This window comes from Pedobacter sp. CFBP9032, from assembly GCF_034045265.1.
Taxonomy (GTDB): Bacteria; Bacteroidota; Bacteroidia; order Sphingobacteriales; family Sphingobacteriaceae; genus Pedobacter.
This window is the reverse complement of sequence record NZ_JAXCWE010000002.1, coordinates 348,265-373,478: the sequence shown is the minus strand read 5'-3', so window position 1 is coordinate 373,478 and position 25,214 is coordinate 348,265. Positions and strand designations below refer to the sequence as shown.

At 36.6% G+C, this 25,214-nt stretch carries 20 protein-coding genes; 11 read left to right on the top strand and 9 right to left on the bottom strand.

Features of this window, described 5'->3' with window-relative positions; all coding sequences use genetic code 11:
• Nucleotides 1-45: 45 nt before the first annotated feature.
• Both SOM16_RS05390 and SOM16_RS05385 read right to left on the bottom strand, forming a co-directional pair.
• Entirely contained in the window at nt 46-684 is a 639-nt protein-coding gene (locus SOM16_RS05390) for a hypothetical protein (RefSeq protein WP_320462966.1), read from the bottom strand.
• Nucleotide 685: 1 nt separating this feature from the next.
• A complete protein-coding gene (locus SOM16_RS05385; RefSeq protein WP_320462965.1) occupies nt 686-1,315 on the bottom strand; it encodes a hypothetical protein in 630 nt (209 codons plus the stop codon).
• Nucleotides 1,316-1,483: 168 nt separating this feature from the next.
• Between SOM16_RS05385 and SOM16_RS05380 the strand changes: the two genes are divergently transcribed.
• Together SOM16_RS05380 and SOM16_RS05375 are read left to right on the top strand one after the other, a co-directional pair.
• The gene (locus SOM16_RS05380) at nt 1,484-2,728 is read left to right on the top strand and encodes a pitrilysin family protein (protein WP_320462964.1); all 1,245 of its coding nucleotides are present in this window, start codon (nt 1,484-1,486) and stop codon (nt 2,726-2,728) included.
• On the top strand, nt 2,721-3,992 hold the full coding sequence (locus SOM16_RS05375; RefSeq protein WP_320462963.1) for a pitrilysin family protein: 1,272 nt from the start codon (nt 2,721-2,723) through the stop codon (nt 3,990-3,992). The genes SOM16_RS05380 and SOM16_RS05375 overlap by 8 nt, the downstream gene beginning before the upstream one ends.
• A 54-nt stretch (nt 3,993-4,046) precedes the next feature.
• Here SOM16_RS05375 and SOM16_RS05370 read toward each other — a convergent pair whose 3' ends face one another.
• The 3 genes from SOM16_RS05370 to SOM16_RS05360 are packed head-to-tail and all read right to left on the bottom strand — an operon-like array spanning nt 4,047 to nt 8,249.
• On the bottom strand, nt 4,047-4,328 hold the full coding sequence (locus SOM16_RS05370; RefSeq protein WP_320462962.1) for a pyrimidine/purine nucleoside phosphorylase: 282 nt from the start codon (nt 4,326-4,328) through the stop codon (nt 4,047-4,049).
• Between the two features lie 19 nt (nt 4,329-4,347).
• Nucleotides 4,348-6,243, bottom strand: a complete 1,896-nt coding sequence (locus SOM16_RS05365; protein ID WP_320462961.1) for a DUF3857 domain-containing protein — start codon at nt 6,241-6,243, stop codon at nt 4,348-4,350.
• A complete protein-coding gene (locus SOM16_RS05360) occupies nt 6,243-8,249 on the bottom strand; it encodes a DUF3858 domain-containing protein (RefSeq protein ID WP_320462960.1) in 2,007 nt (668 codons plus the stop codon). The genes SOM16_RS05365 and SOM16_RS05360 overlap by 1 nt, the downstream gene beginning before the upstream one ends.
• 836 nt (nt 8,250-9,085) lie before the next feature.
• Here SOM16_RS05360 and guaB point away from each other — a divergent pair.
• The 4 genes from guaB to SOM16_RS05340 all read left to right on the top strand — a co-directional run bounded on the left by guaB (nt 9,086) and on the right by SOM16_RS05340 (nt 15,553).
• Nucleotides 9,086-10,555 (top strand): IMP dehydrogenase, encoded by a 1,470-nt coding sequence (gene guaB / locus SOM16_RS05355; protein ID WP_132534638.1) that lies wholly within the window; start codon nt 9,086-9,088, stop codon nt 10,553-10,555.
• 1,008 nt (nt 10,556-11,563) lie between these two features.
• Complete coding sequence (locus SOM16_RS05350) at nt 11,564-14,143, top strand: TonB-dependent receptor (protein ID WP_320462959.1); 2,580 nt, start codon at nt 11,564-11,566, stop codon at nt 14,141-14,143.
• Nucleotides 14,144-14,440: 297 nt separating this feature from the next.
• Nucleotides 14,441-15,034, top strand: a complete 594-nt coding sequence (locus tag SOM16_RS05345; RefSeq protein WP_320462958.1) for a TIGR00730 family Rossman fold protein — start codon at nt 14,441-14,443, stop codon at nt 15,032-15,034.
• Nucleotides 15,035-15,091: 57 nt separating this feature from the next.
• The gene (locus SOM16_RS05340; protein ID WP_320462957.1) at nt 15,092-15,553 is read left to right on the top strand and encodes a MaoC family dehydratase; all 462 of its coding nucleotides are present in this window, start codon (nt 15,092-15,094) and stop codon (nt 15,551-15,553) included.
• Between the two features lie 64 nt (nt 15,554-15,617).
• Here the strand turns inward: SOM16_RS05340 and SOM16_RS05335 are convergent, their stop codons facing one another.
• A complete protein-coding gene (locus SOM16_RS05335; RefSeq protein ID WP_320462956.1) occupies nt 15,618-16,058 on the bottom strand; it encodes a DUF2721 domain-containing protein in 441 nt (146 codons plus the stop codon).
• Between the two features lie 395 nt (nt 16,059-16,453).
• Between SOM16_RS05335 and SOM16_RS05330 the strand changes: the two genes are divergently transcribed.
• The 5 genes from SOM16_RS05330 (at nt 16,454) to SOM16_RS05310 (ending at nt 23,524) form a co-directional block, all read left to right on the top strand.
• A complete protein-coding gene (locus SOM16_RS05330; RefSeq protein WP_320462955.1) occupies nt 16,454-18,082 on the top strand; it encodes an acyl-CoA carboxylase subunit beta in 1,629 nt (542 codons plus the stop codon).
• A gap of 113 nt (nt 18,083-18,195) precedes the next feature.
• Nucleotides 18,196-18,831 carry a hypothetical protein gene (locus SOM16_RS05325; RefSeq protein ID WP_320462954.1) on the top strand — a complete coding sequence of 212 codons (636 nt, stop codon included), beginning with the start codon at nt 18,196-18,198 and terminating at the stop codon, nt 18,829-18,831.
• A gap of 165 nt (nt 18,832-18,996) precedes the next feature.
• Nucleotides 18,997-19,953 (top strand): thioredoxin-disulfide reductase, encoded by a 957-nt coding sequence (trxB, locus tag SOM16_RS05320; protein WP_320462953.1) that lies wholly within the window; start codon nt 18,997-18,999, stop codon nt 19,951-19,953.
• Nucleotides 19,954-20,093: 140 nt separating this feature from the next.
• A complete protein-coding gene (locus tag SOM16_RS05315) occupies nt 20,094-22,004 on the top strand; it encodes a family 20 glycosylhydrolase (RefSeq protein WP_320462952.1) in 1,911 nt (636 codons plus the stop codon).
• Nucleotides 22,005-23,140: 1,136 nt separating this feature from the next.
• Nucleotides 23,141-23,524 (top strand): diacylglycerol kinase family protein, encoded by a 384-nt coding sequence (locus tag SOM16_RS05310; RefSeq protein WP_320462951.1) that lies wholly within the window; start codon nt 23,141-23,143, stop codon nt 23,522-23,524.
• Here the strand turns inward: SOM16_RS05310 and SOM16_RS05305 are convergent.
• From SOM16_RS05305 to SOM16_RS05295, 3 genes are read right to left on the bottom strand one after another with little or no spacing between them, the layout of a single operon-like run.
• Entirely contained in the window at nt 23,504-24,073 is a 570-nt protein-coding gene (locus SOM16_RS05305) for a DUF922 domain-containing protein (protein WP_320462950.1), read from the bottom strand. The two genes, SOM16_RS05310 and SOM16_RS05305, sit on opposite strands and share 21 nt — an antisense overlap.
• Nucleotides 24,074-24,100: 27 nt before the next feature.
• Nucleotides 24,101-24,706, bottom strand: coding sequence for a hypothetical protein (locus SOM16_RS05300; RefSeq protein ID WP_320462949.1), 606 nt, complete (start codon nt 24,704-24,706; stop codon nt 24,101-24,103).
• A complete protein-coding gene (locus tag SOM16_RS05295) occupies nt 24,693-25,190 on the bottom strand; it encodes an RNA polymerase sigma factor (protein ID WP_154280486.1) in 498 nt (165 codons plus the stop codon). Before SOM16_RS05295 ends, SOM16_RS05300 begins: the two co-directional genes overlap by 14 nt.
• Nucleotides 25,191-25,214 lie beyond the last annotated feature (24 nt).

Below are 25,214 nucleotides of genomic sequence, written 5' to 3'. Positions count from 1 at the left end.
CTATAATCACAGTTTTATAAAAAAACAAGGCAGCCCTAATTATTTTTAGTTTGTATCTGCCTTAGGTTTAAATAGGTTTCGCAAATCGTTTCCTTGTTTTTTTAATTCTTCTAAACGCTTTTTTGTGCTGTCGCTAGCTTTTGTTAAACTTTCATTGGCCTTGATCACATTACTTTTAACTGTTTTTTGGCCAGTGTTAACTGCATCTGAAACATGTTTAACCGTGTTTTCGCCAGTGGTTATTGCGCTCGCTACCTGTTTTATTTTTTTGTCGGCATTAATTTTACCGCTATCTATAAGCTTCTTAGCCGCAACGGCGACTGGCGTTTGTTCTAAGTTACTTAATGGTGCAGTGGTGGTATCGTTAACAGGTTTACCTAAAGCAATATTCGTTTTACCAAGCATTTGTTCATCTTCTGCATTTACTATACCTCCATTTGCGGTATAATAGATTTTACTTTTTAAATAGGTGGTTTTAGCTGTTTCTAATTTGATTTTGGCAGCGGCTATTCTTGCGGTATCGTTACTGGCCAGTGCGGCATCATAGTTTAATTTAGCATCGGTAAGTGCTAGTGCAGCAGATTCGTAAGATTTAGTAAAATCAATTTTTTCCTCGCTTTTTGGAGCTGTATTGCATGATGATAAGCTAAAGGCCAACAGGCAAATGATGATGATATTTTTCATGTTATTTTGATGTAGTAAATTGGTCAACTATTATTTTTAAAGAACTGGTTTCTTGTTTTTCTGTTATGTTTCCTTCAAGTCTTTCAATCTCTAATTGATTAAGGCTTTTAGCGAATTCTAAATATTTTAGATACCTGTTAAGGATCTCTATTTTAGTTCCATTGTTAGTTTGTTCTGTATTGCCAAGGTTTTTAACAAAGGTTTCCATGTTATCTATACAAACAATATAAGCCTGAAAAGCATTTGGTGTAAAATAATCATTAACCAGGTTATTGGTTTCGAGTTGCGGGTATAATTTTGGCAACGTAACCGGCGTTTTCTTCAAGGTTTCGGTTAAATTCACTCCAGAATTTGAAGTATTTAAATACATTCCCTTGGTTTTCATCTGGCAATTTTCTATCGCTAGATTGGTGGTGTTTAGCAGCTTAGTTAAGTTATCCTTTTTGTTAATGTTATCTAGAAAAGTATTTACGGATAAGGCAATAAATAATCCTGTAAAAGTAGAAATGAGCGAAATAATAAAGCTTAATGTTTGGTTATGATTTTGACGCCAAGGACTTTCTTTTCTAAAATTGATTAAACAAAGGCTTATAATAATTAAGATGAGCGATATTATAACATAAGTGATCATGTTTTTGTGGTTTAATTTTTTTATAAAAGTAAATAATTAAATGTAATAAAGAAATTACAAAAGATATTTGCATCGTCTAACTAAAACATAGAAAAAAGTAATAATTAATTTGCTGTTTAAGTTATCAAACAATTTAGCAATTCAACAATTCGGCTATCTTTGTTGCCTATGGTAGATTTTAATCGTTTTACGCTAGCCAATGGATTAAAGGTTTTGGTTCATGAAGATCCAACAACTCCAATGGCGGTTTTAAATATTTTATATGATGTGGGAGCTCGTGATGAGGACCCTGAAAAAACTGGTTTTGCACACTTATTTGAGCATTTAATGTTTGGCGGATCGGTTAATATTCCAAACTATGATGAGCCTTTGCAAAGAGTAGGTGGAGAAAATAATGCCTTTACCAGTAACGACATCACCAACTATTACATCACTTTACCATCTGAGAATATAGAGACGGCTTTTTGGTTAGAAAGTGATCGGATGTTAAGTTTAGCATTCTCTGAGAAAAGTTTAGACACGCAGCGAAATGTAGTGAGCGAAGAATTTAAACAACGTTACCTGAACCAACCTTATGGTGATGTTTGGTTGAAATTGCGTCCGCTGGCTTATAAAAAGCATTCCTATCGTTGGGCTACCATTGGCAAAGAACTTTCACACATCGAAAATGCAACAATGGATGATGTTAAAGCCTTTTTTAAAAAACATTATACACCACAAAACGCCATTTTAGTTGTTGGCGGAAATGTAAAAACCGAAGAGGTTAAAAAGCTTGCTGAAAAGTGGTTTGAACCCATCCCTGCTGGAGATAAGTATGAAAGAAACCTGATACAGGAAGATACTCAAACTGAAGCCAGAACAGAAACAGTAAAAGCAAATGTGCCATTAAATGCAATTTATGTTTCTTTTAAAATGCCTGGAAGATTGAATGCCGATTATTATGCATTTGATTTGCTATCGGATATCTTATCGAGAGGACAATCATCCCGCCTGTACAACAGCCTGTTAAAAGAACAAAAATTATTTAGTGATATCAACGCCTACATTTCTAGCAGTCTGGATGCTGGATTATTCATTGTTGAAGGTAAACTGGTAGAAGGTGTATCAATTGAAACTGCCGAAAAAGCTATTTGGGCCGAATTGGATAAATTAAAAGCTGAAGTGGTTTCTTCTGATGAATTAACAAAGGTTAAAAATAAGGTAGAATCTGTATTGGTATTTTCTGAAATGAGTTTATTGGATAAAGCCATGAATCTTGCTTATTATGAACTATTGGGGGATGCCAACTTGCTAAATCAGGAAGCTAAAGAATTTTTAAAAGTAACTGCCGATGATATTAAAAGAATATCAAATGAAACTTTTGGCAGAGCACAATCATCTACCTTATATTATTTAACTGAAGAACATGCTTAACAGACAAATTGCACCTGATTTTAAGCAGGTATCGACCATAAATTTCATTCAGCCTACCCATAAAAAATTAAATAACAATGTTCCGGTTTACACCATTTATTCTGGCGAACAGGATTTGGTAAGAATTGAATTTATATTTAATAATGTAAAATGGGATGTGGAGAAACCATTGCAGGCGATTGCAGTTAGTGCTTTGCTAAATAATGGAACCAGTACACTTTCATCAAAAGAAATTGCTCAAAAAATAGATTTCTACGGTGCATTTTTCCAAACTGAGTATGTGCAGGATCATTCATCAGTTACGCTTTATACACTAAATAAACACCTGGCAGCTGTTTTACCTATTGTGAGAGATGTACTTACAGATAGCCAGTTTCCACAGCAGGAAATTGATCTTTATATTCAGAATCAAAAACAAAAACTGCAGGTTAACCTAAAGAAAAATGATATTCTTGCCCGTAAGGAATTTGCACATGCGCTTTTTGGCAACACGGCCTACGGTGTTGATATTCAGGCCAGGCATTATGATGAACTAAAGCGTGAAGATTTAACGGCTTATTTTAAGGCAGCTTATGCGCCTGATAATTGTACGGTTATTGTTTCAGGTAAGTTTGAAGAGGCCAGCTTCGAATTGTTAAATAGCGAGTTTGGCCAAAATTGGGAGCCAGGCCACGCTACAAAAAATGGTTTTAGTTTCAGTACTACACCTAGAGCAGTTATTTATAAAGAGCGTGCAGATGCGATACAATCTGCAATTAGAATAGGGAAGTTAGCAGTGAATCGAACTCATGAAGATTTTGCTGGATTACAAATCTTAAATACAGTTTTAGGTGGATATTTTGGTTCGCGCGTAATGAATAATATTCGTGAAGATAAGGGTTATACCTATGGTATTGGCTCTGGAATATCTTCATTGCAAGATGCGGGATATCTTTTTATTGCAACAGAAGTTGGCGCTGAAGTTTGTGCTGCTGCATTAACGGAGATTTACAAAGAGATTGAAATACTCAAAAATGAGCTGGTTGGAGAAGAAGAATTAACATTGGTTAAAAATTACATGCTGGGATCTATGTTAGGAAGCCTGGAAAATGTATTCTCTCATGCAGATAAATTCAAAAACATTCATTTCTTTGGCTTAGGGTACGATTATTACGAAAATTACATTGCTAAAGTAAAAGCCATAACTGCTGAAGATATTAAATTATTGGCAAACAAATATTTAAATAAAGAAGACTTTACCGAAGTAGTGGTAGGGAAGAAATAGTCAGTTTCAATTAAAACATAAAACGGGTAGAAATTTTTTTCTACCCGTTTGTTTTTAACGGTATTGGCAAAGATAAGCCGTTTGTATTTCAGTTTTTACTTTGAAAGAAGCGTTCGCCTGAACTTCAAAATGACTGCCTTTTTTAAAAAGTTGCCAGTCTGTTTCGCCTGGGAGTAATGCTGATAATTCTCCTTCTATAATGTGCATAATTTCTTGATCAGCTGTTCCAAACTCATATTCTCCCGGGTTGATGATTCCTATCGTTGATTTACCTTCATTGGTATTGTAGCCCAATGATTTAACATTTCCATCAAAATATTGGTTTTCTGTGATCATATTCTTTTTTTTGGTAAAACTATAAAACTTTGTTTAAAACTGCTTTCTGTTTATCTGCCTGGTATATTTTTTTAGAAAAATCTACATATTCATTGTATTTTTCTGGTGGATATTTTTTGTTAGTCATGGTTTGTGTGCGTACATAGGTTATTGCGTTATCTTTTGCGGTAAACCTGGCCGAGTAAGTGCCAAATTCTGAAACGATTTGAATATCCTTCGGAAGAAACTCTACGGTGTAGCCTTTCGGAAGTGTAAAGTTGATCTCATCCTCATCACTGTAACCATAAGGAACAGCAAAATAGGTTTTTCTATTTTCTACCTTTGGCGGAACACTCTCTTTACGATTAATTTGATTAATGGTTAGAAAAATCTTATCACCAGATTTAGTATAAATCTGGCTGCTCTTGAAATTCATTTCTTCGGATAAAAGCGGCTTCGTTTTATCTGGTTGTACATATTTAAAGTTTATTAACTCAGCAACCGGAACCTTACTACTTTGAATAATTTGTTTACGCTGTTCTGTTGGTTCTAAAAGCGTTATCCCCAGGTTTTCTTCAAATTGAGCATTGGCATAGGTGGATTTTATCGCCAATAGGGCAGTTCCATCTTCGGCTAAACTGATATTTGTTTTTCTTATTTGATAATTGTCTTTTGGACTATAAACAGGCGTGCGAATTATTTTTCCACCCTGATCAGTAACCATTAATACGTTTCGGTCTGCATTGCTGTATCCAATAAATCCCATAGGGTCATATTGACTGGTACATTCTAAAAAGGTGGTATCCTTTTCTAGCGGCACGCATAAAATCATGTGATTCGCCTGTCCCATGCTTGAATAATTAGTGTTGAGCCCTGGCATTCCATTTCCAATTACGATCAGATTAGATGAAATTCCGGCTTCATTCAGCAACGCTTTCATGTAATTGGAAAGTGCTTTACAATCGCCATAGTTCACCTGGGCAACTTTCTCTGCTAAAATGGGTCTAAAACCACCAATTCCTAACTGTACACTTACATAGCGCGTGTTTTGCTGTAAATGATCATAAAGAATCCTGATTTTATCTTTTGGTGTCTTAGCATCTTTAATCAGTTGCTGAACAATTGCCTTTGCTGTTTCTGGTAACTTATTCCCACCTTCATTTAATCCATACATCCATGCTCCAAAAGTTTTCCAATTGTTGAAATTCCCTTTCGAACCGTCGTACTCAAAATCGTTTGGCGATGCTTTTACCCAGCTGGCTACATTATCAAGCCCACTGCTTAATGGTTCGCTTACCAACGCATTAACGTTTTGGCTTTTCCATTTATACTGAATCTTATCTCCGATAGCAATCGAATCTGTTTTAAGATTTGCGCTTGTGAGATACCTAAGCTGGTAGGCTTTGTTTTTTTGAATGGTGTAACTTGATTTTTCAACTGCAATACCAAAACCCATTAAATCTCTCCATGAAGGAAAATATAACAAACCTTTAAAATCTTTAGTGAAACTGTATTCTATGGTATAGGGATAGCTGAGAGAAACGAAGTTTATCGATTTCATTCTATTCTCTTCATAAATAGAGGAATTTGAGGTTAAACTTTGGTCTTTAATCTCGGATGATTTGTAATCTTTAATTTTCTTTCCGGTTGCATCATAAATAGTAGCTTTGATATTGGAAATGATCATAAACTTATCATAAACTTCATTCATTTCAGCAAGTTCATCACCCGCTTTATTTAAAATAGTGATGGCTACTTTATAGTCGTACTGTCCGCTACCGAGGCTTTTAATGTCGAAAAACTGCTCTTCGTTACGCACCACAGCAATAGCATCCTTTTTTAAATCGTCTGGTATTTTGGCAACATCATATATGCCTTGTGCAAAAACTTTGCTAAAACAAGCGCTAAATAAAATTAGTGTGAATAGGTATTTCATTATGATTTCCTTTTAAATACAATTTGCTCGGCCTGTTTTTCTACAATAGTTTTGAATAATTCCTTTAGATCAAAGTATTCATCAGAGGTGTAGAGTGATTTATTTACGGTAATGACACTTCTAACCATTAACGTTTTTCCTTCGTTAAGGTAGCTAATTAAGAAACTTCCCTTGTCATCCGGCAATTTGTAGTTGCCGCCTTTTGGCAATTTATCTACCTCATAATCTTCAGGAAAATTTAATGTGATGCGATAAGTTTCCTTAAAAGGGAAAGCAAAATCTACAGGAAACTTTCGTTCTTCGTGCTTAAACATATTTTCTTTGGTACGTTCGAATAGGAGAGGTGTAAAGTAGACCAGATTGCCAGCTTCTTCCACATTATCTTCTATGTCAACATCCATAGATTCGGTTAGCAGTCCGCCCAAATCATCGAGGTTTTGGATTTTATAGTTTTTAACTTCTAAACCTGTTTTGTTACTTTTAAAGTTTTTTACAAATTCTGAATCGTTATTGGTTCTGCGATATTTTTCGCGAAGGCTTAGTGCAACATAACCTTTAGAATATTGATTGATCTGACCTGATAGTTTATTTTCTTTGTCTAAATTTAAGCTGTACGCAAATACTTTTTCGTTTAAAGAAGTTGGTTCAGTCGAAATCCAATTACCTGTTATTTTTTTTAAATTTATATAGAAGCCCTGGTGGTTAAGATTTTCATCGCTTAACATACCAACAGGCAAATCTTTATTCGTGGCATCTAAGAAGTAAACCGTACTATCAATTTGGGTAACCAGCACAACATTATTGAAGCTGGAAATTACGGGGTAACCAGGATGTTCACCATGGTCTCGTGTGCTGATTAATACTGGGTAAGCAGTGATTTTTGCCTCTTTAAGTAAACTTAATAAGCATAAATTAATATCTGCAGATGAACCTGTTTTTTTCTCAAAGATACTTTTAGGACTTAATTGAGTGGTATAAACTGAATGTTCATTATTCCATTTAATGTTATTTTTTACGTAAGAAAAAATGGAATTGACAATAGTGAGTGTATCTTTCTCTGTTTTCAGGATTCCCGGTAGAACTGATTTAGCATAGCTGTTTTTACTAATAAAAGATCCGAAATTCTCATCTTGATTTAGATTGGCAATAATTTTTTCCCAAGAGCCATTATAGTCCCGGTAAATATCTTGTGGGAAGTTTGTTCCCCTTAACTCGAAAGCTATTTTTGGGATATAGTCATCAATCGTAGTGATGAAAGGCTCATCTTTTAATGCTGGTGCGTTTTCCACAACATACTTATCATATGTTGCTGTAGAAGTTAATCCAGCTACATAATTCGCATTTATCGATTGGTGTAGTGGATGACTGATTTGATAATACCCACTGGTGTTGTGTTTATAGTTAAAGTATTCTGGTATTTTAACATTGTATTCAGACCATAAGGTTGGGATATCACTCTGGAATTTCCAACCACGGAGGGTGAAAATAAAATCTGATTTTATTTTGTATTTGAATTCGATGATTGATCCTTCTTTCACATTTGGCAATGCAAATTTTTTGATAAGGTAATTTTTATCAAACTCTTCTGTAAACTTAGCGTCTTTGTTTAATTTACTGATCACCATTTTACCATCAACCATGTTGTAAGTTGCGGCATCCATAAAACTTAAATCTTCTTTTGCCTGACTGCTTTGTTTGTACAGCTGCACTTTGAAATTTGCCAGGTCATAGCCGTTTTTAGTTAAAATTTTATAGCGGATGTGCCTTTCATAAACGTAATTAAAGCCACTTCCTGTTGGATTGTATTCGAAATAACAATCGCCAACATCGAATAATTTTATGGCAGAAGCAGAGGAGTCTCTTCCTGTTGCTTTCGTTTCGAATTCAGAAGGGGTGATTTTACCGAATTTAAATTCTTTTTTTACTGTTGGTGGAGTTTGCGCATAAATAGTCGAAACCCCAATGCATAGCACGAGGGTCAGAAATTTGAGGGCGATTTTCTGCATTTGGTTTTTTGTTTGGTATTACAATTATAAAACTATCTATTCAATATTTGTAGATTTTGTAATATTTATTATATGGAAACCAAAAGTTTTTTTCTGATTAAGAATGATATTTTTATGAAGACCAATTGTTCAGCCTAATAGGCGTTGTTATTTGCTTTCATTCTTTGAACTACTGATATTTACAACAACTCGGAGCAAGCCATGCGGAATACGTAGCGGGGCAACTCGCCTTCTTTTTTAAAAACTATTTATATCCAAACCAAAAACTTCTTTCGTAAAGGTTTTTATCCTTATTCATTTAACACTATCTCAAGCGATTAAAAAATCAGATAATAAACAAGCTAATTTCTTGAGGTACTATTTGGGTTACATTGGATTCTTAAGGGAAGACAATGGCATTTTAAGGCACCATTAAAAATATGGTAAAAATCCAGGTTTTAATAAAATCAGCAAAGCATATATAAATGGTCTGATATCAGTTTCGTTTCCAGCAGACAGAAGAGGAATAAGGTCGGTTTTACGGTAATTTTAAATACAAAATAACGTCAGGTTTTCCTTGGGTTCTATTGGAGTTCTATTGGAGTCCTAGTGCATGATAGTTGCATTTTATCCCACTTGTAAGTCCAATTTGAATTATTAATCAATAGGTAACAAGGCAATCACTCAAGATGATATTACAATCTATATTTATGCTTTTTCTTTGGGGCTAATTCTTGACGCGCTACACTTCGCGATAGATATAAAAATCTCTTTACATCCAAATCACAATATCCTTTAAAAATTAAGTAAGTTTTCTTATCTTTGCCTGGCAAATAATAAATCGTAATTTATTTGCTATGCAACTCGACTCCACAAAATTTATTGCAACAGGTTTAACATATGACGACGTACTTCTAGTACCCGCTTATTCCGAAATTCTACCCCGCGATGTCAATACAGCCACTTTCTTAACTAAAAAAATTAAACTTAACGTTCCATTGATTTCTGCAGCGATGGACACCGTAACTGAAGCCGAACTTGCCATTGCCATTGCGCAAAATGGGGGGATTGGGATGTTGCATAAAAACATGACGATCGAAAGACAAGCCGAAGAAGTTCGTAAAGTTAAACGTTCAGAAAGCGGAATGATTCAGGATCCCGTTACATTATTAGAAACTGCTGTGGTTGCCGATGCTTTCAAAATCATGAAAGAACACAAAATTGGTGGCATTCCTGTGGTAAGCAGCGATAATAAGCTGGTTGGGATTATTACCAATCGCGATTTACGTTTCCAGAAAAACATGGCCAGGCCAATTGCTGAAGTCATGACAAAAGAAAATCTGATTACTGCACCAGAGGGAACAAATTTAGTTCAGGCAGAAGAAATTCTTCAGAATTATAAAATTGAAAAATTACCAGTCGTTTCTAAAGATGGTTATTTAAGTGGTTTAATCACTTTCAAAGATATTTCAAAAGTCAAAAATTATCCTGCCGCTTGTAAAGATGAACGGGGACGCTTACGTGTTGGCGCAGCCGTTGGCGTAACTGCTGATACTTTGCAACGTGTTGATGCTTTGGTTCATGCCGGTGTTGATGTGATAACCATTGATACCGCTCACGGTCATTCTAAAGGTGTAGTTGATAAATTAAAAGAAGTAAAGGCTAAATATCCTGACTTACAGGTTATTGTCGGTAATATCGCCACTGGTGCAGCCGCTAAGTTTTTAGCAGATGCAGGCGCCGATGCAGTAAAAGTTGGTATTGGTCCAGGTTCTATTTGCACCACCAGGATTATCGCTGGTGTAGGTGTACCACAATTGTATGCCGTTTATGAATGCGCGAAAGCGTTGAAAGGTACAGGTGTTCCGGTAATTGCCGATGGTGGTATTAAACACACTGGTGATATTGCAAAAGCCATTGCATCAGGAGCAGATACAGTAATGGCAGGTTCATTATTTGCGGGAGTGGAAGAATCTCCAGGAGAAACCATCATTTATGAAGGACGTAAATTTAAATCTTACCGTGGTATGGGATCGATCGAAGCGATGGAACAAGGCTCTAAAGACCGTTATTTCCAGGATGTGGAAGATGATATTAAAAAATTAGTTCCCGAAGGAATTGTTGGCCGCGTTCCTTTTAAAGGCACTTTAGCCGAAGTAATGTACCAATACATCGGTGGACTTCGTGCCAGTATGGGGTATTGCGGTGCTGCTACTATTGAGGCTTTACAGGAAGCGCAGTTTGTTCAAATTACGGCTGCTGGTATGCGTGAAAGTCATCCACACGATATCACCATTACTAAAGAAGCACCAAACTATACGAGATAAGCTGAAAAGCTTAAGCTGAAAGACTAAAGCTTTCTTGTCAGTTGTTCAATGGCATTGGCAAAACTTCAAAAAAACAATAATACAATTGGGGCGTCTTAAAGATAGCCCCATTTTTTTGCCCTTATTTTTCCTACGTTAATAAGGTATAAAATTATTGTTCATTAGTTCAATAGTTCAATAGTTCATTAGTTTTGGTGCAAATTGCTCTGTGTTATTCTCTGTTTCCGTGGTAACTATATTGTTCATTAGTTCAATAGTCAATAGTTCATTCGTTTTGATGCAAATTGCTCCGTGTCGTTCTGTGTTTCCGTGGCAACAAAATGTTCATTAGTCAATAGTTCATTAGGTTTGGTGCAAATTGCTCCGTGTTGTTTTGTGTTTCCGTGGCGACTATATTGTTCATTAGTTCAATAATCAATAGTTCATTCGTTTTGATGCAAATTATTCCGTGTTATTCTGTGTTTCCGTGGCAACTCTATTGTTCATTAGTTCAACAGTCAATAGTTCATTCGTTTTGATACAAATTGCTCCGTGTTGTTCTGTGTTTCCGTGGCAACCATATTGTTCATTAGTTCAATAGTCAATAGTTCATTAGTTTGGGCGCCTAATCGATTCGTGTTATTCTGTGTTTCCGTGGCAACTCTATTGTTCATTAGTTCAATAGTCAATACTTCATTCGTTTTGATGCAAATTGTTCCGTGTTATTCTGTGTTTCCGTGGCAATTAAACTTTCACTTGTTCTCGTGATCATTAGTTTTGGTGCGAATTGTTCCGTGTTATTTTAGGAAAGCACTTCCAACCTAAAACCCTCAAACAATAATTTTCACGAAATAAAATTTGGCAAATGCTTTTTTTTAATATATTTGTCGACTAAATCTATAGATTTAATGTAATTAATCATGAAGCAAATTGATCAAAATTTAAAAATGAGTTTGTTATATGCTAAATGCTCAAACCAAACGTTTCCGAAAGGATAAATAATCAATATCTAAATCCAACACATTAATTATGAAAAGAAGTTTACTCATTTTATTTTCAATCATACTATCTGCAACTGCCGTATTTGCTCAAAATACAGTAAAAGGAATAGTTAAAGGTACTAATGGTACTACGATTCCTGGTGCAACCATTACGGTAAGAGGTACAAAAATTGCTACCATAACCGATATAGATGGTGCTTTTGCTATCGATGCCAAACAACAGCCTCCATTTTATATCCGGGTAAGTTATGTTGGATATAAACCCCAGGATTTTCAAATTTTACGACTTCAGGAGGCTCCAATTGAATTGGTATTGGTAGAAGATACCCAACTTGATGAAATTGTAGTCACCTCAAGAAGACGTTCGGAAGTTTTACAGGATGTGCCCATTCCAATTACGGTTATCGGTGGTCAGGCGGCAGAAAATGCTGGCGCCTTCAATGTTAACCGTTTAAAAGAATTGGTTCCTTCGGTACAACTGTATGCTTCAAACGCCAGGAATACCACGTTAAATATCAGGGGATTAGGATCTACTTTTGGGTTAACGAATGATGGGATTGATCCTGGTGTAGGTTTTTACGTAGATGGCGTTTACCATGCACGCCCGGCCGCTACCTCTACCGATTTCCTTGATATTGAACAAATCGAGGTTATCCGCGGACCACAAGGAACGTTGTTTGGTAAAAATACAACGGCAGGTGCTTTTAACATCACCACCACTAAGCCTACACAAACGCCGACAGCAAAAGTTGAAATGAGCGTTGGTAATTTTAACTTCATTCAGGCTAAGACTTCAGTTTCTGGAGGTGTTGCTAAAAATCTTGCAGCAAAAATCTCCATATCTGGTACACAGCGTGATGGGACCATTTACAATACGAGAGAGGAGCGAAGATATAGCGGTCAGAACAATTTAGGTTTCAAGGGTCAGTTATATTTTACGCCATCTGATAAATTAAAAATCTTATTAAGTGGAGATGTAAGTATTCAGCATCCCGCAGGTTATCCTTTAGTTATTGCCGGAGTAACCACCACCGAAAGAAGCGCCTATCGTCAGTATGCCAGAATTGTTTCAGATTTAGGATACCAGCAACCCAAGATTGATCCATTTTCAAGAGAAATTAATACCAATACGCCCTGGAGACATAACCAATCTATTGGTGGTATTTCGCTAAACGTTGATTATAAAATTGGCAATGGAACATTAACATCCACCACGGCATGGAGGTTCTGGAATTGGGATCCAACAAACGATAGAGATTTTTCCGAATTATCAGCACTTACTAAATCACAAGGTAACTCCCGCCACGATCAATATTCGCAGGAAGTTAGGTATGCGGGCAATATTACTGAAAAGTTAAGTGGAGTGGTGGGTGTGTTTTTATTGGGGCAGAACCTGCAAGGCTTGGGTCAAACTGAAGAGGTGGGTAAAGACCAATGGAGATTTGTGCAAACGGCAGGTACCGGTGCACAAGCGTTATACTCCACGCCAGGTTTGTTGGATGGATTCGGAATTAGAACCAATTCAACTATTAAATCATTAAGTGCTGCGGTATTTGGACAAATCGATTGGGAAGTAATTGAGCACTTACACGTGCTGCCAGGTTTAAGATTTACGTACGATAAAAAAGATGTAAATTACGATAGAAATACTTATGGCGGTTTGCAGACTACCGATCCTTCCTTATTGGCACTTAAAGCAGCAGTTTATGCTAATCAACAGTTTGCTACCAAAGTTGACAATAATAATTTATCAGGAAATATTACTGTTTCCTATCGTCCAACGCCGAAGATAAATGCTTATGCAACCTTTTCTACTGCCTACAAACCAGTCGGGGTTAACGTAGGTGGTTTACCAACTACATCAAACGGACAGGCGGATTTAACATTAGCCGTAGTGAAGCCCGAATATGTAGAACACTATGAACTTGGCGTTAAAACCAAACCTTTTAAAGGAGCTATATTAAATGTAACAGCTTTTAATACCGATATTAAAGATTATCAAACAAATGTACAATCGCCTCAGCTTGGTGTAAACAGGGGTTATCTTGCCAATGCCGAAAAAGTTCAGGTTAAAGGGTTGGAGATTGACGGGACTTATCAACTGGAACGTTTCTTAACTTTAAACGCAGCTTTGGCCTATCTGGATGGTAAATATGTAACCTTTACCAATGCGCCACTTCCATTAGAAGAAACCGGCCATACCGAACTGGTAAATGGTGTAGCAACCCAGGTCGCATTTAAAGATGCATCCGGTGGCAGATTACCGGGTATCTCAAAATGGAACGTTTCCGGTGGTGCAGAGTTTAGCACGCCAGGTAACTTAGCCACTAAACCAGGTCGTTATTTTATTGCTGGCGATGCCAGTTACCGCTCTACTTATTCTTCAAATCCTACACCATCGAGGGTTTTAAACGTTCAGGGATATTCGCTATTAAATGCCAGACTTGGATTTAAGTCTGATAAATTCTCGGTTTTTGTATGGAGTAGAAACTTGACCAATAAAAACTATTATGAGCAATTACAGGCAGCAGCAGGTAATTCAGGTTTATATGCAGGTGTACTCGGAGATCCAAGAACGTACGGCGCTACTTTCCGTTACAGTTTCTAAACTTTTTGAACTAAATCTTAATCGCTTTAAAAGCTACGAAGGTGTTAAATATTTTCTCTCAATTATTGGTTAGAAGCGTCGAATATTCGGCGCTTTTTATTTTTAGGCGATATATTACTATAGATGAGGATGTTTTTTATAAATCTTCAATTATTTGGAATTAACATTGAGTAGACATAAAATTCGTTATTGAAAAAGTACTGTAGATCATAATAAATTTAAAGTAACAGCTTTGTGCAGAATAAAAATTTATAGCAAACGGATAAAATCTTAACTTCGCTAAATTTTTAAAATCAGATGAATAAGCTCAGGGCAGTTTGTGTTTATTGTGGCTCAAACTTTAATGGAGATCCACAATTGCGTAAAGCCATTAAACAGTTGGCAGATATATTAGTCAGGGAAGAGATCAGATTAGTTTATGGCGGAGGAAGCGTAGGTGTGATGGGCGTTCTGGCGAACGACATTTTGGAAGCTGGCGGTTTGGTTACCGGCGTGATTCCGCAGTTTCTGATGGATAAAGAGGTAGGCCATAAAGGTGTTACCGAAATGATTTTGACAGAAAATATGCATCAACGCAAACAAAAAATGGCAGATTTGAGTGATGGTTTTGTAATTTTACCTGGCGGTTTCGGTACGCTTGAAGAATTTTTCGAAGTGCTTACCTGGCTACAATTAGGCCTCCATCATAAACCGATCGGGGTTTTAAATGTAGATGGATTTTACGATCCGTTATTTGCGCAGATGGAAATGATGGTTAAAAGCAAATTTTTAAAGCCTGCCAATCGCGATTTAGTTTTCAATGAAACTAACGCCGAAACACTAATTGATAAAATGGATAATTTTTCGGCTTTGCCGGATGAAGTTTGGTTTAAGGAAAGAAATTTAATCTAAGTAATCGTTAACATTAACAGTTCTCGGAATTGCTATCACTATAAAAGATTCATAAAAATGCAAATTATTACATCTCACGCAGAATTTGAACAACATTTAGGTAAAGAACTTGGTGTTTCTTCGTGGCATACCATCACACAAGAACAGATTAACAAGTTTGCTGATGCTACCTTAGATTTTCAATGGATTCATACTGATGAAGAAAAGGCCAAAAATGAAGGACCTTTTGGCTCTACAATTGCTCATGGCTACTTAACCCTCTCGCTTATTCCATATCTTTGGAAAGAAATTGTTGATATTCAGAATCTTAAGATGGAGATCAATTACGGGATCGAAAGTTTAAGGTTTGCGCAACCGGTACTTGTAAATGCCAAAATCAGGCTTAAAGCAAAATTAGCCTCTATTGTTAACTTACGTGGCGTAACAAAGGTTCATATGGGGATTGAGATGGAAATCGAAGATCAAAAGAAACCTGCGTTTACTGGCGAAGTAGTTTTCTTATACCACTTCATCAGCTAAAATAATATGTTAGGTTGCTAGGAGTAGTGACTTTACACCTACAACCTCAACATGCCCAATATTGTTATTTCTTAAATTTCTTTTTAATAAATCCACCTAACGATTGATCATCAAAATCTTCCAGATTGCTCAACTCTAATTCGAGCGCTTTCGTGCTGATTTGAATTTCTATCAAAGAGATAATCAATGAGATCAAGAAGAAGATCAGGCTGGATGCAAACAGGATTTCAGCTACGATATTCCATTCCAGGTAAATGAAAAACATGCAAAATAAGCAACAAGCAAAGCTGAGCACACCGAAAGCCTGCATGTTTTTGATTAATCTTAATCGATACCGAAGGTTTCTGATCTGATGCTGTAAACCGACATTCTTTTCGCTTTCTTCGTATTTCGTTTTTAAACTCCTCACCAGTGTTGCCAAAGCCAAAAAACGATTGGTGTAAGCCAGCATAATCAAACTAATTGCCGGGAATAGTAAAGCAGGAATATTTATGGTTAGCTCCATTTAATGAGATTTCCTCAAAAGTATCGTTTTAAAATGATTTGTGGTTGTTAACCGCAAAGTGAAGATTTTTTTGCGAAGCGCGCAAAGTTGGGTTTTCGGGTTTTACTACTGAGTGAACTAGCATCTTTTTATAGCGCACAGCGTTTAAAATTGATTAGATAGCTTCTCTAAGGTTATTTGTTTGATTACTAATTTCAAATAGGAAGTTAGTGTTTCGCCAAGGAGATTTTGATAGAGGACATAGAATAGAAACCAGAATCTAATACACTGTGTCAATACCTGCTTGGCGTTCTTTGCGCCTTCCTCTCTGCTCACTTTGCGGTTAAAAACCAGTGTAGACCAGAAACCAATTTGGTCGTCATGCTTTATTCCAAAATAAGATTTAAATTGCCACCATGAATATCGAATTCAATAAGAACGAAGACATAAATAAACAACTGGTTTATGAGTTAAGAACCAAGCTTAAAAAGATTTACCTTGGTGGTGGCGAAAAAAACGCAGCCAAACAAAAGGAAAAAGGTAAGTTGTTGGCTCGTGAAAGGATTGATTATCTCATTGATAAAAACAGTGAATTCTTAGAGGTGGGTGCTTTCACCGCCGATGGAATGTATGTTGATCAGGGTGGTTGTCCATCTGCTGGTGTAGTTTGTGGGATTGGATATGTAAGTGGCAGACAATGTATGATCGTAGCCAATGACGCAACAGTAAAAGCTGGCGCATGGTTTCCAATGACGGCCAAGAAAAATCTCCGTGCGCAGGAAATTGCTATGGAAAACCGACTTCCGGTGATTTACCTGGTTGATAGCGCTGGTGTTTATTTACCGATGCAAGATGAAATTTTTCCAGATAAAGAACATTTCGGAAGAATGTTCCGCAACAATGCAATGATGTCGGCAGATGGAATTGTACAAATTTCGGCGATTATGGGGGCATGCGTAGCTGGCGGCGCCTATCTACCCATTATGAGTGATGAGGCCATGATTGTTGATAAAACTGGTTCGGTGTTTTTAGCAGGTTCCTACCTGGTAAAATCTGCAATAGGAGAAGATGTTGATAACGAAACTTTGGGAGGCGCAACCGCTCACTGTGAAATATCAGGTGTTACCGATTACAAGCATCCAAATGATCAAGCTTGTCTGGATAGTATTAGGAACATCATGAGTATGTTAGGCGCGCCGCAGAATGCAGGTTTCGATCGCATTAAACCGGCCAAACCAAAGGAAAATGAAGAAGAGTTGTATGGAATCATTCCAGAAAACAGAGATAAACAATATGAAATTTTAGACCTCATCAACCGTTTGGTTGACAACTCCGAATTTGAAGAATATAAGAAAGGATACGGCCAGAGTATTGTTTGCGGTTTAGGGCGTATTGATGGCTGGGCAGTAGGCATTGTGGCTAATCAACGCAAGGTGGTGAAATCGAAAAAAGGGGAAATGCAATTTGGCGGTGTGATTTATTCCGATAGCGCAGACAAAGCTGCCCGCTTCATTATGAACTGCAACCAGAAGAAAATCCCGCTGGTCTTTTTACAGGATGTAACTGGCTTTATGGTTGGAAGCAGGTCTGAACATGGTGGCATTATTAAAGACGGGGCAAAGATGGTGAATGCGGTTGCCAATTCTGTGGTACCTAAATTTACAATTGTGATTGGGAATTCTTATGGTGCTGGTAATTATGCCATGTGTGGAAAAGCTTATGATCCAAGGTTAATTTATGCATGGCCAACGGCTAAAATTGCGGTAATGGGCGGCTCACAGGCAGCTAAAACCTTATTGCAGATTCAAGAAGCATCATTAAAGGCAAAAGGTGAAGTGATTACGCCAGAAAAAGAAGCGGAATTGTTAAAAGAAATCACCGATAAATATGATAGCCAGACTACACCTTACTACGCTGCCTCCAGACTTTGGGTAGATGGTATTATTGATCCATTGGAGACCAGAAAAGTAATTTCTATGGGCATCGAGGCCGCGAATCAATCACCGATTACTCGAAAGTTTAATGTAGGTATTATCCAGACGTAGTTTTTCAATTTATTTTGATTGCTATAAAAACCATAGCATAATACACGACTTTATCCATTTCAGGTATAAGTAGGTATAAAAATAAATTTCTTATATTTGAATGAGTATATTTAATGAAAAACATCAAAGATGAATTACAAAATATCATTATTGGAGATGGATCGCTTGGGTCAACAAGCCAACTTAAAGAAGTCCAAAATTTCCTTAGAAGAAATGAGAAGGCAAGCGTCAGATCTAAAAAACAAAAGTATCTCAAAAGTGAAGAGACAATCGGTTTAATAAATTTTGCTATTGAGAAAAAACTACTCTTTTTAGAAGAAATTTCTGAAGATAATTTTATAAGTGCTGGGGCGGAGCAAAGAGTTTATCGATACGATGATACCCAAATAATTAAAACTAACGATTCCATATTTTACGAGTATTGGCTTGACTATTTTAATAGTCTGCTTATTCATAATTACTTTTTTCGATCTACAGCATATGATTTCTTAGGATTTAAATTGATCGATAATGTGCTTTTTTCTGTAATTAAACAAGCGTTCATTGTTTCAGATGAAATTACAGACTTAAATCGAGTAAAGCAGTTTTTATCCTATAATGATTTTATTAATATTCGGAACAATGACTATCTTAATGAGGACTTAGGAATTGTTTTCGAAGATCTACATGATGAAAATGTGCTTTCGAAAAATGGGATTTTGTATTTTATTGATACTATTTTTTATTTAAATAAAAATTTTTATCCCTGATTTAAAATTCTGTATCAAAATCATATTATCGGCTTCAGCATAAAAAGCCAAGCACGTTACACCCTGCTGTTAATAAGTAAACTATGTTGACAATGAGAACTTGTTAACAATCGTTTAAAGCATTAAATTTGCACTACAGTTTAAGAATTTCAAATACACGCTATAATGTCACAAGAAAACGAACACGTTCAGTGTTTAATCATTGGTTCTGGTCCTGCAGGTTATACTGCTGCAATTTATGCTGCGAGAGCAGATTTAAAACCAATAATGTATACCGGTATGCAAGCTGGTGGTCAGTTAACGCAAACTACAGATGTAGAAAATTTCCCAGGTTATCCACAAGGAATAATGGGCCCGGAAATGATGGAAGATTTCCGTAAGCAAGCTGAACGTTTTGGTACGGATATCCGTTTTGGTTATATCAGCTCAGTAGATTTCTCATCAACTCCGCATAAGGTTGTAGTTGATGAAATTAAAACCATTACTGCCGATACCGTGATTATCGCAACTGGTGCAACTGCAAAATGGTTAGGTTTACCTAGCGAACAACAGTATAATGGCTTTGGCGTATCTGCCTGTGCAGTGTGCGATGGTTTCTTCTTTAAAGGACAGGATGTTGCCATTGTTGGTGCCGGAGATACAGCGGCTGAAGAGGCAACTTACTTGGCAAAACTATGTAAAACAGTACATTTGTTAGTAAGAAGAGACGAATTCAGAGCTTCAAAAACGATGGTGAGTCGTGTATTGGCTACGCCAAATATCGTGGTACATTATAATACCGAAACCCAAGAAATTCTTGGGAATGGTAAGAATGTAACCGCAGTTAAGGTGCTTAATAATCAATCTGGTGAAGTTTCTGAAATTGCTGTTGAAGGTTTCTTCGTAGCCATTGGTCACAAACCAAATACCGATATTTTTAACGGTCAGTTGGAAATGGATGAAACAGGTTATTTAACAACAAAACCTGGCTCTACATTAACTAATATTGAAGGCGTTTTTGCTTGTGGTGATGTACAGGATATGTATTACAGACAAGCGGTAACTGCTGCAGGTTCTGGTTGTATGGCCGCATTAGATGCTGAAAGGTATCTGGCAGCAAAGGAACACCCTATTGAAGCATAAAAAGATTATCAACCCTATTTAAAGAGAGAAGCCCAACCAGGTTTCTCTTTTTTTTGTTCGTAACAAAAAAGTGTAGTTAAGAATCTTGCCTTAATTTATATCTTAGATGGATTTTAATGAAATAACCTAAAAACCAAATTATGAAGAGTGCATTATCCATTTTTATTGGTGTATTGATGAGTGCAGGTGCATTTGCACAAACCGATCCAAACCTCGGCATTATTCCTGCGCCGGTATCCATCACCCGGGCAAATGGAAGTTTCGTTTTAGATAAAACGACTATCTTAATCAACCAAAGCATAGACGGCGCTAAAATAAATGATCTTTTAAACGCTTTTATCGTAACCAAAGCAGGTTTTGCCCTGAGAGAAGCTAAAGTTGCACAACCAAACCAAAAGAGCATTCTGTTAACTTCAAGTGGTGCAGATAAATTGCCTGCTGAAGGATATACTATCAAAGTAACGCCGAACCAGCTAATCATTACAGGAACCGGAGCCGGATTATTTTATGCCGTTCAATCTGTAATGCAAATGATGCCAGAGAAAGTGGCCGATAAAATCTCAATTCCTGCAGTAACGATTAATGATTATCCGCGTTTCGGCTACCGTGGAACAATGCTGGATGTATCTCGCCATTTCTTTCCGATTTCGTTTATCAAAAAATATCTTGATCAGCTTGCTTACTATAAAATTAACACCTTTCACTGGCATTTAACTGATGATCAGGGGTGGAGATTAGAGATTAAAAAATATCCCAAATTAACAACTGTTGGATCTGTTAGAAATGGCTCTACTATTGGGCGTTATCCTGGTACAGGAAATTATTTGACAGAGGTAAAAGGTTTTTACACGCAAGCCGAGGCCAAAGAAATTGTTAAATATGCAGCTGAACGATATATCACTGTAATCCCTGAAATTGAATTGCCAGGTCATGCTTCTGCAGCTATTGCAGCTTATCCGGCCTTGAGCACTTTTCCAGATCGCGATACTTTTGTGAGTGATAAAACCGCTTGGGCAGGATCAAGAAAAGGGAAACAAGTGCAGCAAACGTGGGGCGTTTTTGATGATATTTTCGTTCCTTCTGAAAATACCTTTACGGTATTGAATGATGTTTTAGATGAGGTGATTGCCATTTTCCCTTCTAAATACATTCACATCGGTGGTGATGAAGCACCAAAAAATTATTGGAAAGAATCACCGTTTTGTCAGGCGCTAATGAAAGAGAAGGGCTTAAAAGATGAACATGAACTACAGAGTTACTTCATTCAAAGAATAGAAAAGCATGTAAATGGAAAAGGTCGTTCTATTATTGGTTGGGATGAAATTCTGGAAGGTGGCTTGGCGCCAAATGCTACGGTAATGAGTTGGCGAGGAGAGGATGGTGGGATTGCCGCTGCGCAACAAAATCATGATGTGATTATGACTCCGGGTTCTATGGGTTTATACATCGATCACCAACAATCGGAATCGCCAGATGAACCGACAACCATTGGTGGTTTAGCACCTTATCAAAAGATTTATGCCTATGATCCGATTCCAAAAGTTTTAACGGCTGATCAAAGAAAGTATATAAAGGGTGTTCAGGCCAATATGTGGACAGAATACATTAAAACAACAAACAAAGTGGAGAACCATGCTTTTCCACGTTTAATGGCATTATCTGAAATTGCCTGGAGTCAGGTTGATCGTAAAGATCTGAAAAATTTCGCTGAAGATCGTTTACCTGCTCACCTTGCCCGTCTGGATAAAATGGGTGTTAACTACTGGGTACCTACACCAATCGGACAAAGTGATAAACCATTAAATGGTGGTGAGTTTACCATTGATTTGAAAGTACCCGTAATTGATGGGAAAATTTACTATTCGTTAGATAATTCTAGACCATCTGAGAATGCATTTCTGTATACTGAACCTATCAAAATTATCGTTCCAAAGGGAGAAAAGAGAGTGCTTAAAACCATCGTAATTGCGCCAAGTGGCAAAAGAAGTGTAACTACTGAAACGCTTTTAAATAACGGTGCACCGGAAGTAAAGGCAGGAGCGAAGAAATAGAAAATACCCGCTTCAAAAGCCGAAATTATTATTTTAGAGAACAGTAATGCGCTCTAAAAATGAAGGCAATGAAACAAGTTAACAGCATCTCTTATAGAATATTGGAGATGCTGTTTTGGTTTTACCTGACAGGAGAGTCTGTATTAATCATCTAGATCTGCAGGTAATCTTTGGTATCTGGCCCATTGAACTAAGATTAAAGCTACAACAAATTCTTACTGAACCATTAAGACATTAAGAAAGTGCTTAAACCTTTCCCGCAAATTTAAGTGGATGGGAACTTGCAGTTTATCAAGCACCGCAGATTAAAATGATTTTATTAGAAAATCACTTCACATACAAGCTATGAACGCCCGAGCTTATATAACCTTAAATCTTATATGGTTCATCTTTCTTTGATACTTGCAACTCTTCCATATAGATCTGCGGGTAACTTTTAGTATCTAGCGCACACTGAACTAAGATTACAGCTACAACAAATTCTTACTGAACCATTAAGACATTAAGAAAGTGCTGAAACCTTTCCCGCAAATTTAAGTGGATGGGAACTTGCAATTTATCGCGCACCGCAGATCAAAAATGACCTTTGGAAAACCGCTTCACCTATAATCTATGAACGCCAGAGCTTATATGACCTTAAATGTTTCATATGGTTGTTTTTTTGATACTTGCAACTCTTCCATTTTGGTCTGCAGGTAGCCTTTGGTATTAGCCCATTGAACTAAGATTACAGCTACAACAAATTCTTACTGAACCATTAAGACATTAAGAAAGTGCTTAAACCTTTCCCGCAAATTTAAGTGGATGGGAACTTGCAATTTATCACGCACCGCAGATTAAAAATGATCCTATTAGAAAATCACTTTGCATACAACCTATAAACGCCAGAGCTTATATGACCTTAAATGTCTCATATGGTTCATCTCTCTTTTATACTTGCAAATCTTCCATTTAGATCTGCACCAATTATCATTTAAGATCTGCAGGAAACCTTTAGATCCAGTTAACTTTAAACTGTGCTCCTGATAATCTACCCTGAAATTCAATCAAGAACCAACGATAAAGTAAAACGCTAAATGACCAACGAACATTAACAAAATGAATTTGAAGTATTAAAACCTTATCTTTAATTTCCAATGGAAGAAAACAAGAAATTTTCTATTATCGATAGAATAAGAAGCTTCAAATATGCTTTTAACGGTTTGAAACTGTTTTTTCGGGATGATCACAACGGTAGGTTACATCTATTTGCTTCAATAGTCGCAATAATGTTTTCTTGGTTACTTAAAATCTCTGCTATGGAATGGGTGGTAATTTTAGTGGTTATCACGGCAGTAATCGCAACAGAGATGGTCAATGCTGCTATAGAAAAACTAGCAGATGTCGTTTCCCCAAACTATCATCCTAAAATTAAAATAGTGAAAGATTTAGCTGCAGGAGCGGTATTAATGACTGCTTTTCTAGCATTGGCTGTCGGCGGAATCATATTTATTCCAAAGTTACTTGCCTGCATCAGCTAATGTGGCCGCTTTAGATTCTTCTGCTTTATCTTGAATGATCTGATCCCAACGGGCTTGCATTTTGTGGTTGCTTCCATGCTCGGTTTCTTCATCATAATTACGCTGCATGGTGTCGAAGTAGGTACTCACTTCATTTGCTAATTGTGAAATTTGGGCTTTATAGTTCGTAACCGAATAAGTTCTGTTTTTTAAAACCCTTTCAGCTTCAGAAAGTAGAATGTATTGAATGTTAACATGGCCTTGCTCATGGTGAAGCAAATCTGCACTCACCTGCGGGTTTTTAATTCTATCCCATTTAACCCATGAACGATCTTTGTCGATCATCACTTCATTTTTTAACTTAATCGTTACCCGGTTTCTGTAAACTACAGATTCATAACTATACTGCCACGTCATTGCGGTCAGGGCAAAAAAAGGAGAATTCATATCGGCTTTGCCTTTAAAATGCGTTTCCCAACTCAGCTGAACAGGTTCAGAAGTATTTTGTTTAAATGCAAATGTAAAGGGCAAAGCCAGGAAAAAGAGAAAGGGGATAAGCAGTTTTTTCATTTCAGGTTTTCCTTGAAAAAACCGTGCCTAAAATTTTTCAGGAACAGAAATTTGGTCGCTGATCCTTTCGAATTTCTCAATTAATAGCGAAATTCTTTCCTTTTCTCTTTTGATTACAGCTTTACGCAGAATAGTAGAACAAAATAAAATCCAGATAAATGTAAAGCCAATAGCACTTAATTTCGGAATCATACTCAGGTAACTCAGAATTTCAATAAAGTAAAATATAATACCCGTAGAAAGTGCTACCGTATAAAACCAATATAAAGAATTATAAAGTTTGAAACGGTTTAACTGATACGTTTTTAAATTATCTAAATACGCTCGCGGATGAGCCGTAAAATCAGTCTTAGCAATCAATCTGTAATCCCTATATAGAATTAAAGTGTAAACTCCGATGGTAATGATAGTGATGCTGATTCCTAAATGGGTAGTCCAGGAATCGAAGTGGAAAAATAACCATAAGGCTGCGATGGCAATAAATGAAACTGCCATCCCTATAATATTAAGCGCAGATTTGAACTTCAAACCATTTACTTCTTTTTTCGCCTGTTGCAGCATTTCATCAGCAGAAAACTTAACTTCTACCTCGTGCTTTTGCCACAACTCTTGTATTTGATCAAACGCTTGCATATTGGTTGTATAGTTCTGTTAATTTTTGTTTAATGCGGTGAATTTTTACTCTTAAGTTCCCTTCGCTAATCCCGGAAATGTCGGCAATTTCATGGTAGGGAAGTTCATCCAATACCATGGTAATAATTAAACGATCATTTTCTTCCAGTTTGGATATACATTGATATAATAGCGCTACCTGCTCATTTTTCTCAGAGAATTCTTCGATTTTATTTTCAATAATATTTTCAGTTAATTCATCTTTTGCCTGTCTTTTTTCAGACCTTAAATAAGTTAAACAAGTATTTACGGCAATTCTATAGATCCAGGTAGAGATCAGCGATTTATTTCTGAATTTATCCAGATTTTGCCAAACCTTTAAAAACGTTTCCTGTAAAAGGTCGTTCGCAGCATCGGTATCTCCTGTATAACCATAACATAAATGGAATATTTTCTTGGAATTTGAATCAAAGATTTCTTTAAATAGTTTGTCTTTCTGTTCCATTTAAGGGCGTGTGGTTATTATTTA

Coding starts and splice junctions, on each gene's coding strand:
- SOM16_RS05295 (WP_154280486.1), bottom strand. CDS start 25,190: ATGGAACAGAAAGACAAACTATTTAAAGAAATCTTTGATTCAAATTCC.
- SOM16_RS05365 (WP_320462961.1), bottom strand. CDS start 6,243: ATGAAATACCTATTCACACTAATTTTATTTAGCGCTTGTTTTAGCAAA.
- guaB (WP_132534638.1), top strand. CDS start 9,086: ATGCAACTCGACTCCACAAAATTTATTGCAACAGGTTTAACATATGAC.
- SOM16_RS05330 (WP_320462955.1), top strand. CDS start 16,454: ATGAATATCGAATTCAATAAGAACGAAGACATAAATAAACAACTGGTT.
- SOM16_RS05350 (WP_320462959.1), top strand. CDS start 11,564: ATGAAAAGAAGTTTACTCATTTTATTTTCAATCATACTATCTGCAACT.
- SOM16_RS05375 (WP_320462963.1), top strand. CDS start 2,721: ATGCTTAACAGACAAATTGCACCTGATTTTAAGCAGGTATCGACCATA.
- SOM16_RS05310 (WP_320462951.1), top strand. CDS start 23,141: ATGGAAGAAAACAAGAAATTTTCTATTATCGATAGAATAAGAAGCTTC.
- SOM16_RS05345 (WP_320462958.1), top strand. CDS start 14,441: ATGAATAAGCTCAGGGCAGTTTGTGTTTATTGTGGCTCAAACTTTAAT.
- SOM16_RS05370 (WP_320462962.1), bottom strand. CDS start 4,328: ATGATCACAGAAAACCAATATTTTGATGGAAATGTTAAATCATTGGGC.
- SOM16_RS05315 (WP_320462952.1), top strand. CDS start 20,094: ATGAAGAGTGCATTATCCATTTTTATTGGTGTATTGATGAGTGCAGGT.
- SOM16_RS05300 (WP_320462949.1), bottom strand. CDS start 24,706: ATGCAAGCGTTTGATCAAATACAAGAGTTGTGGCAAAAGCACGAGGTA.
- SOM16_RS05340 (WP_320462957.1), top strand. CDS start 15,092: ATGCAAATTATTACATCTCACGCAGAATTTGAACAACATTTAGGTAAA.
- SOM16_RS05385 (WP_320462965.1), bottom strand. CDS start 1,315: ATGATCACTTATGTTATAATATCGCTCATCTTAATTATTATAAGCCTT.
- SOM16_RS05335 (WP_320462956.1), bottom strand. CDS start 16,058: ATGGAGCTAACCATAAATATTCCTGCTTTACTATTCCCGGCAATTAGT.
- SOM16_RS05360 (WP_320462960.1), bottom strand. CDS start 8,249: ATGCAGAAAATCGCCCTCAAATTTCTGACCCTCGTGCTATGCATTGGG.
- SOM16_RS05305 (WP_320462950.1), bottom strand. CDS start 24,073: ATGAAAAAACTGCTTATCCCCTTTCTCTTTTTCCTGGCTTTGCCCTTT.
- SOM16_RS05380 (WP_320462964.1), top strand. CDS start 1,484: ATGGTAGATTTTAATCGTTTTACGCTAGCCAATGGATTAAAGGTTTTG.
- SOM16_RS05325 (WP_320462954.1), top strand. CDS start 18,196: ATGAAAAACATCAAAGATGAATTACAAAATATCATTATTGGAGATGGA.
- trxB (WP_320462953.1), top strand. CDS start 18,997: ATGTCACAAGAAAACGAACACGTTCAGTGTTTAATCATTGGTTCTGGT.
- SOM16_RS05390 (WP_320462966.1), bottom strand. CDS start 684: ATGAAAAATATCATCATCATTTGCCTGTTGGCCTTTAGCTTATCATCA.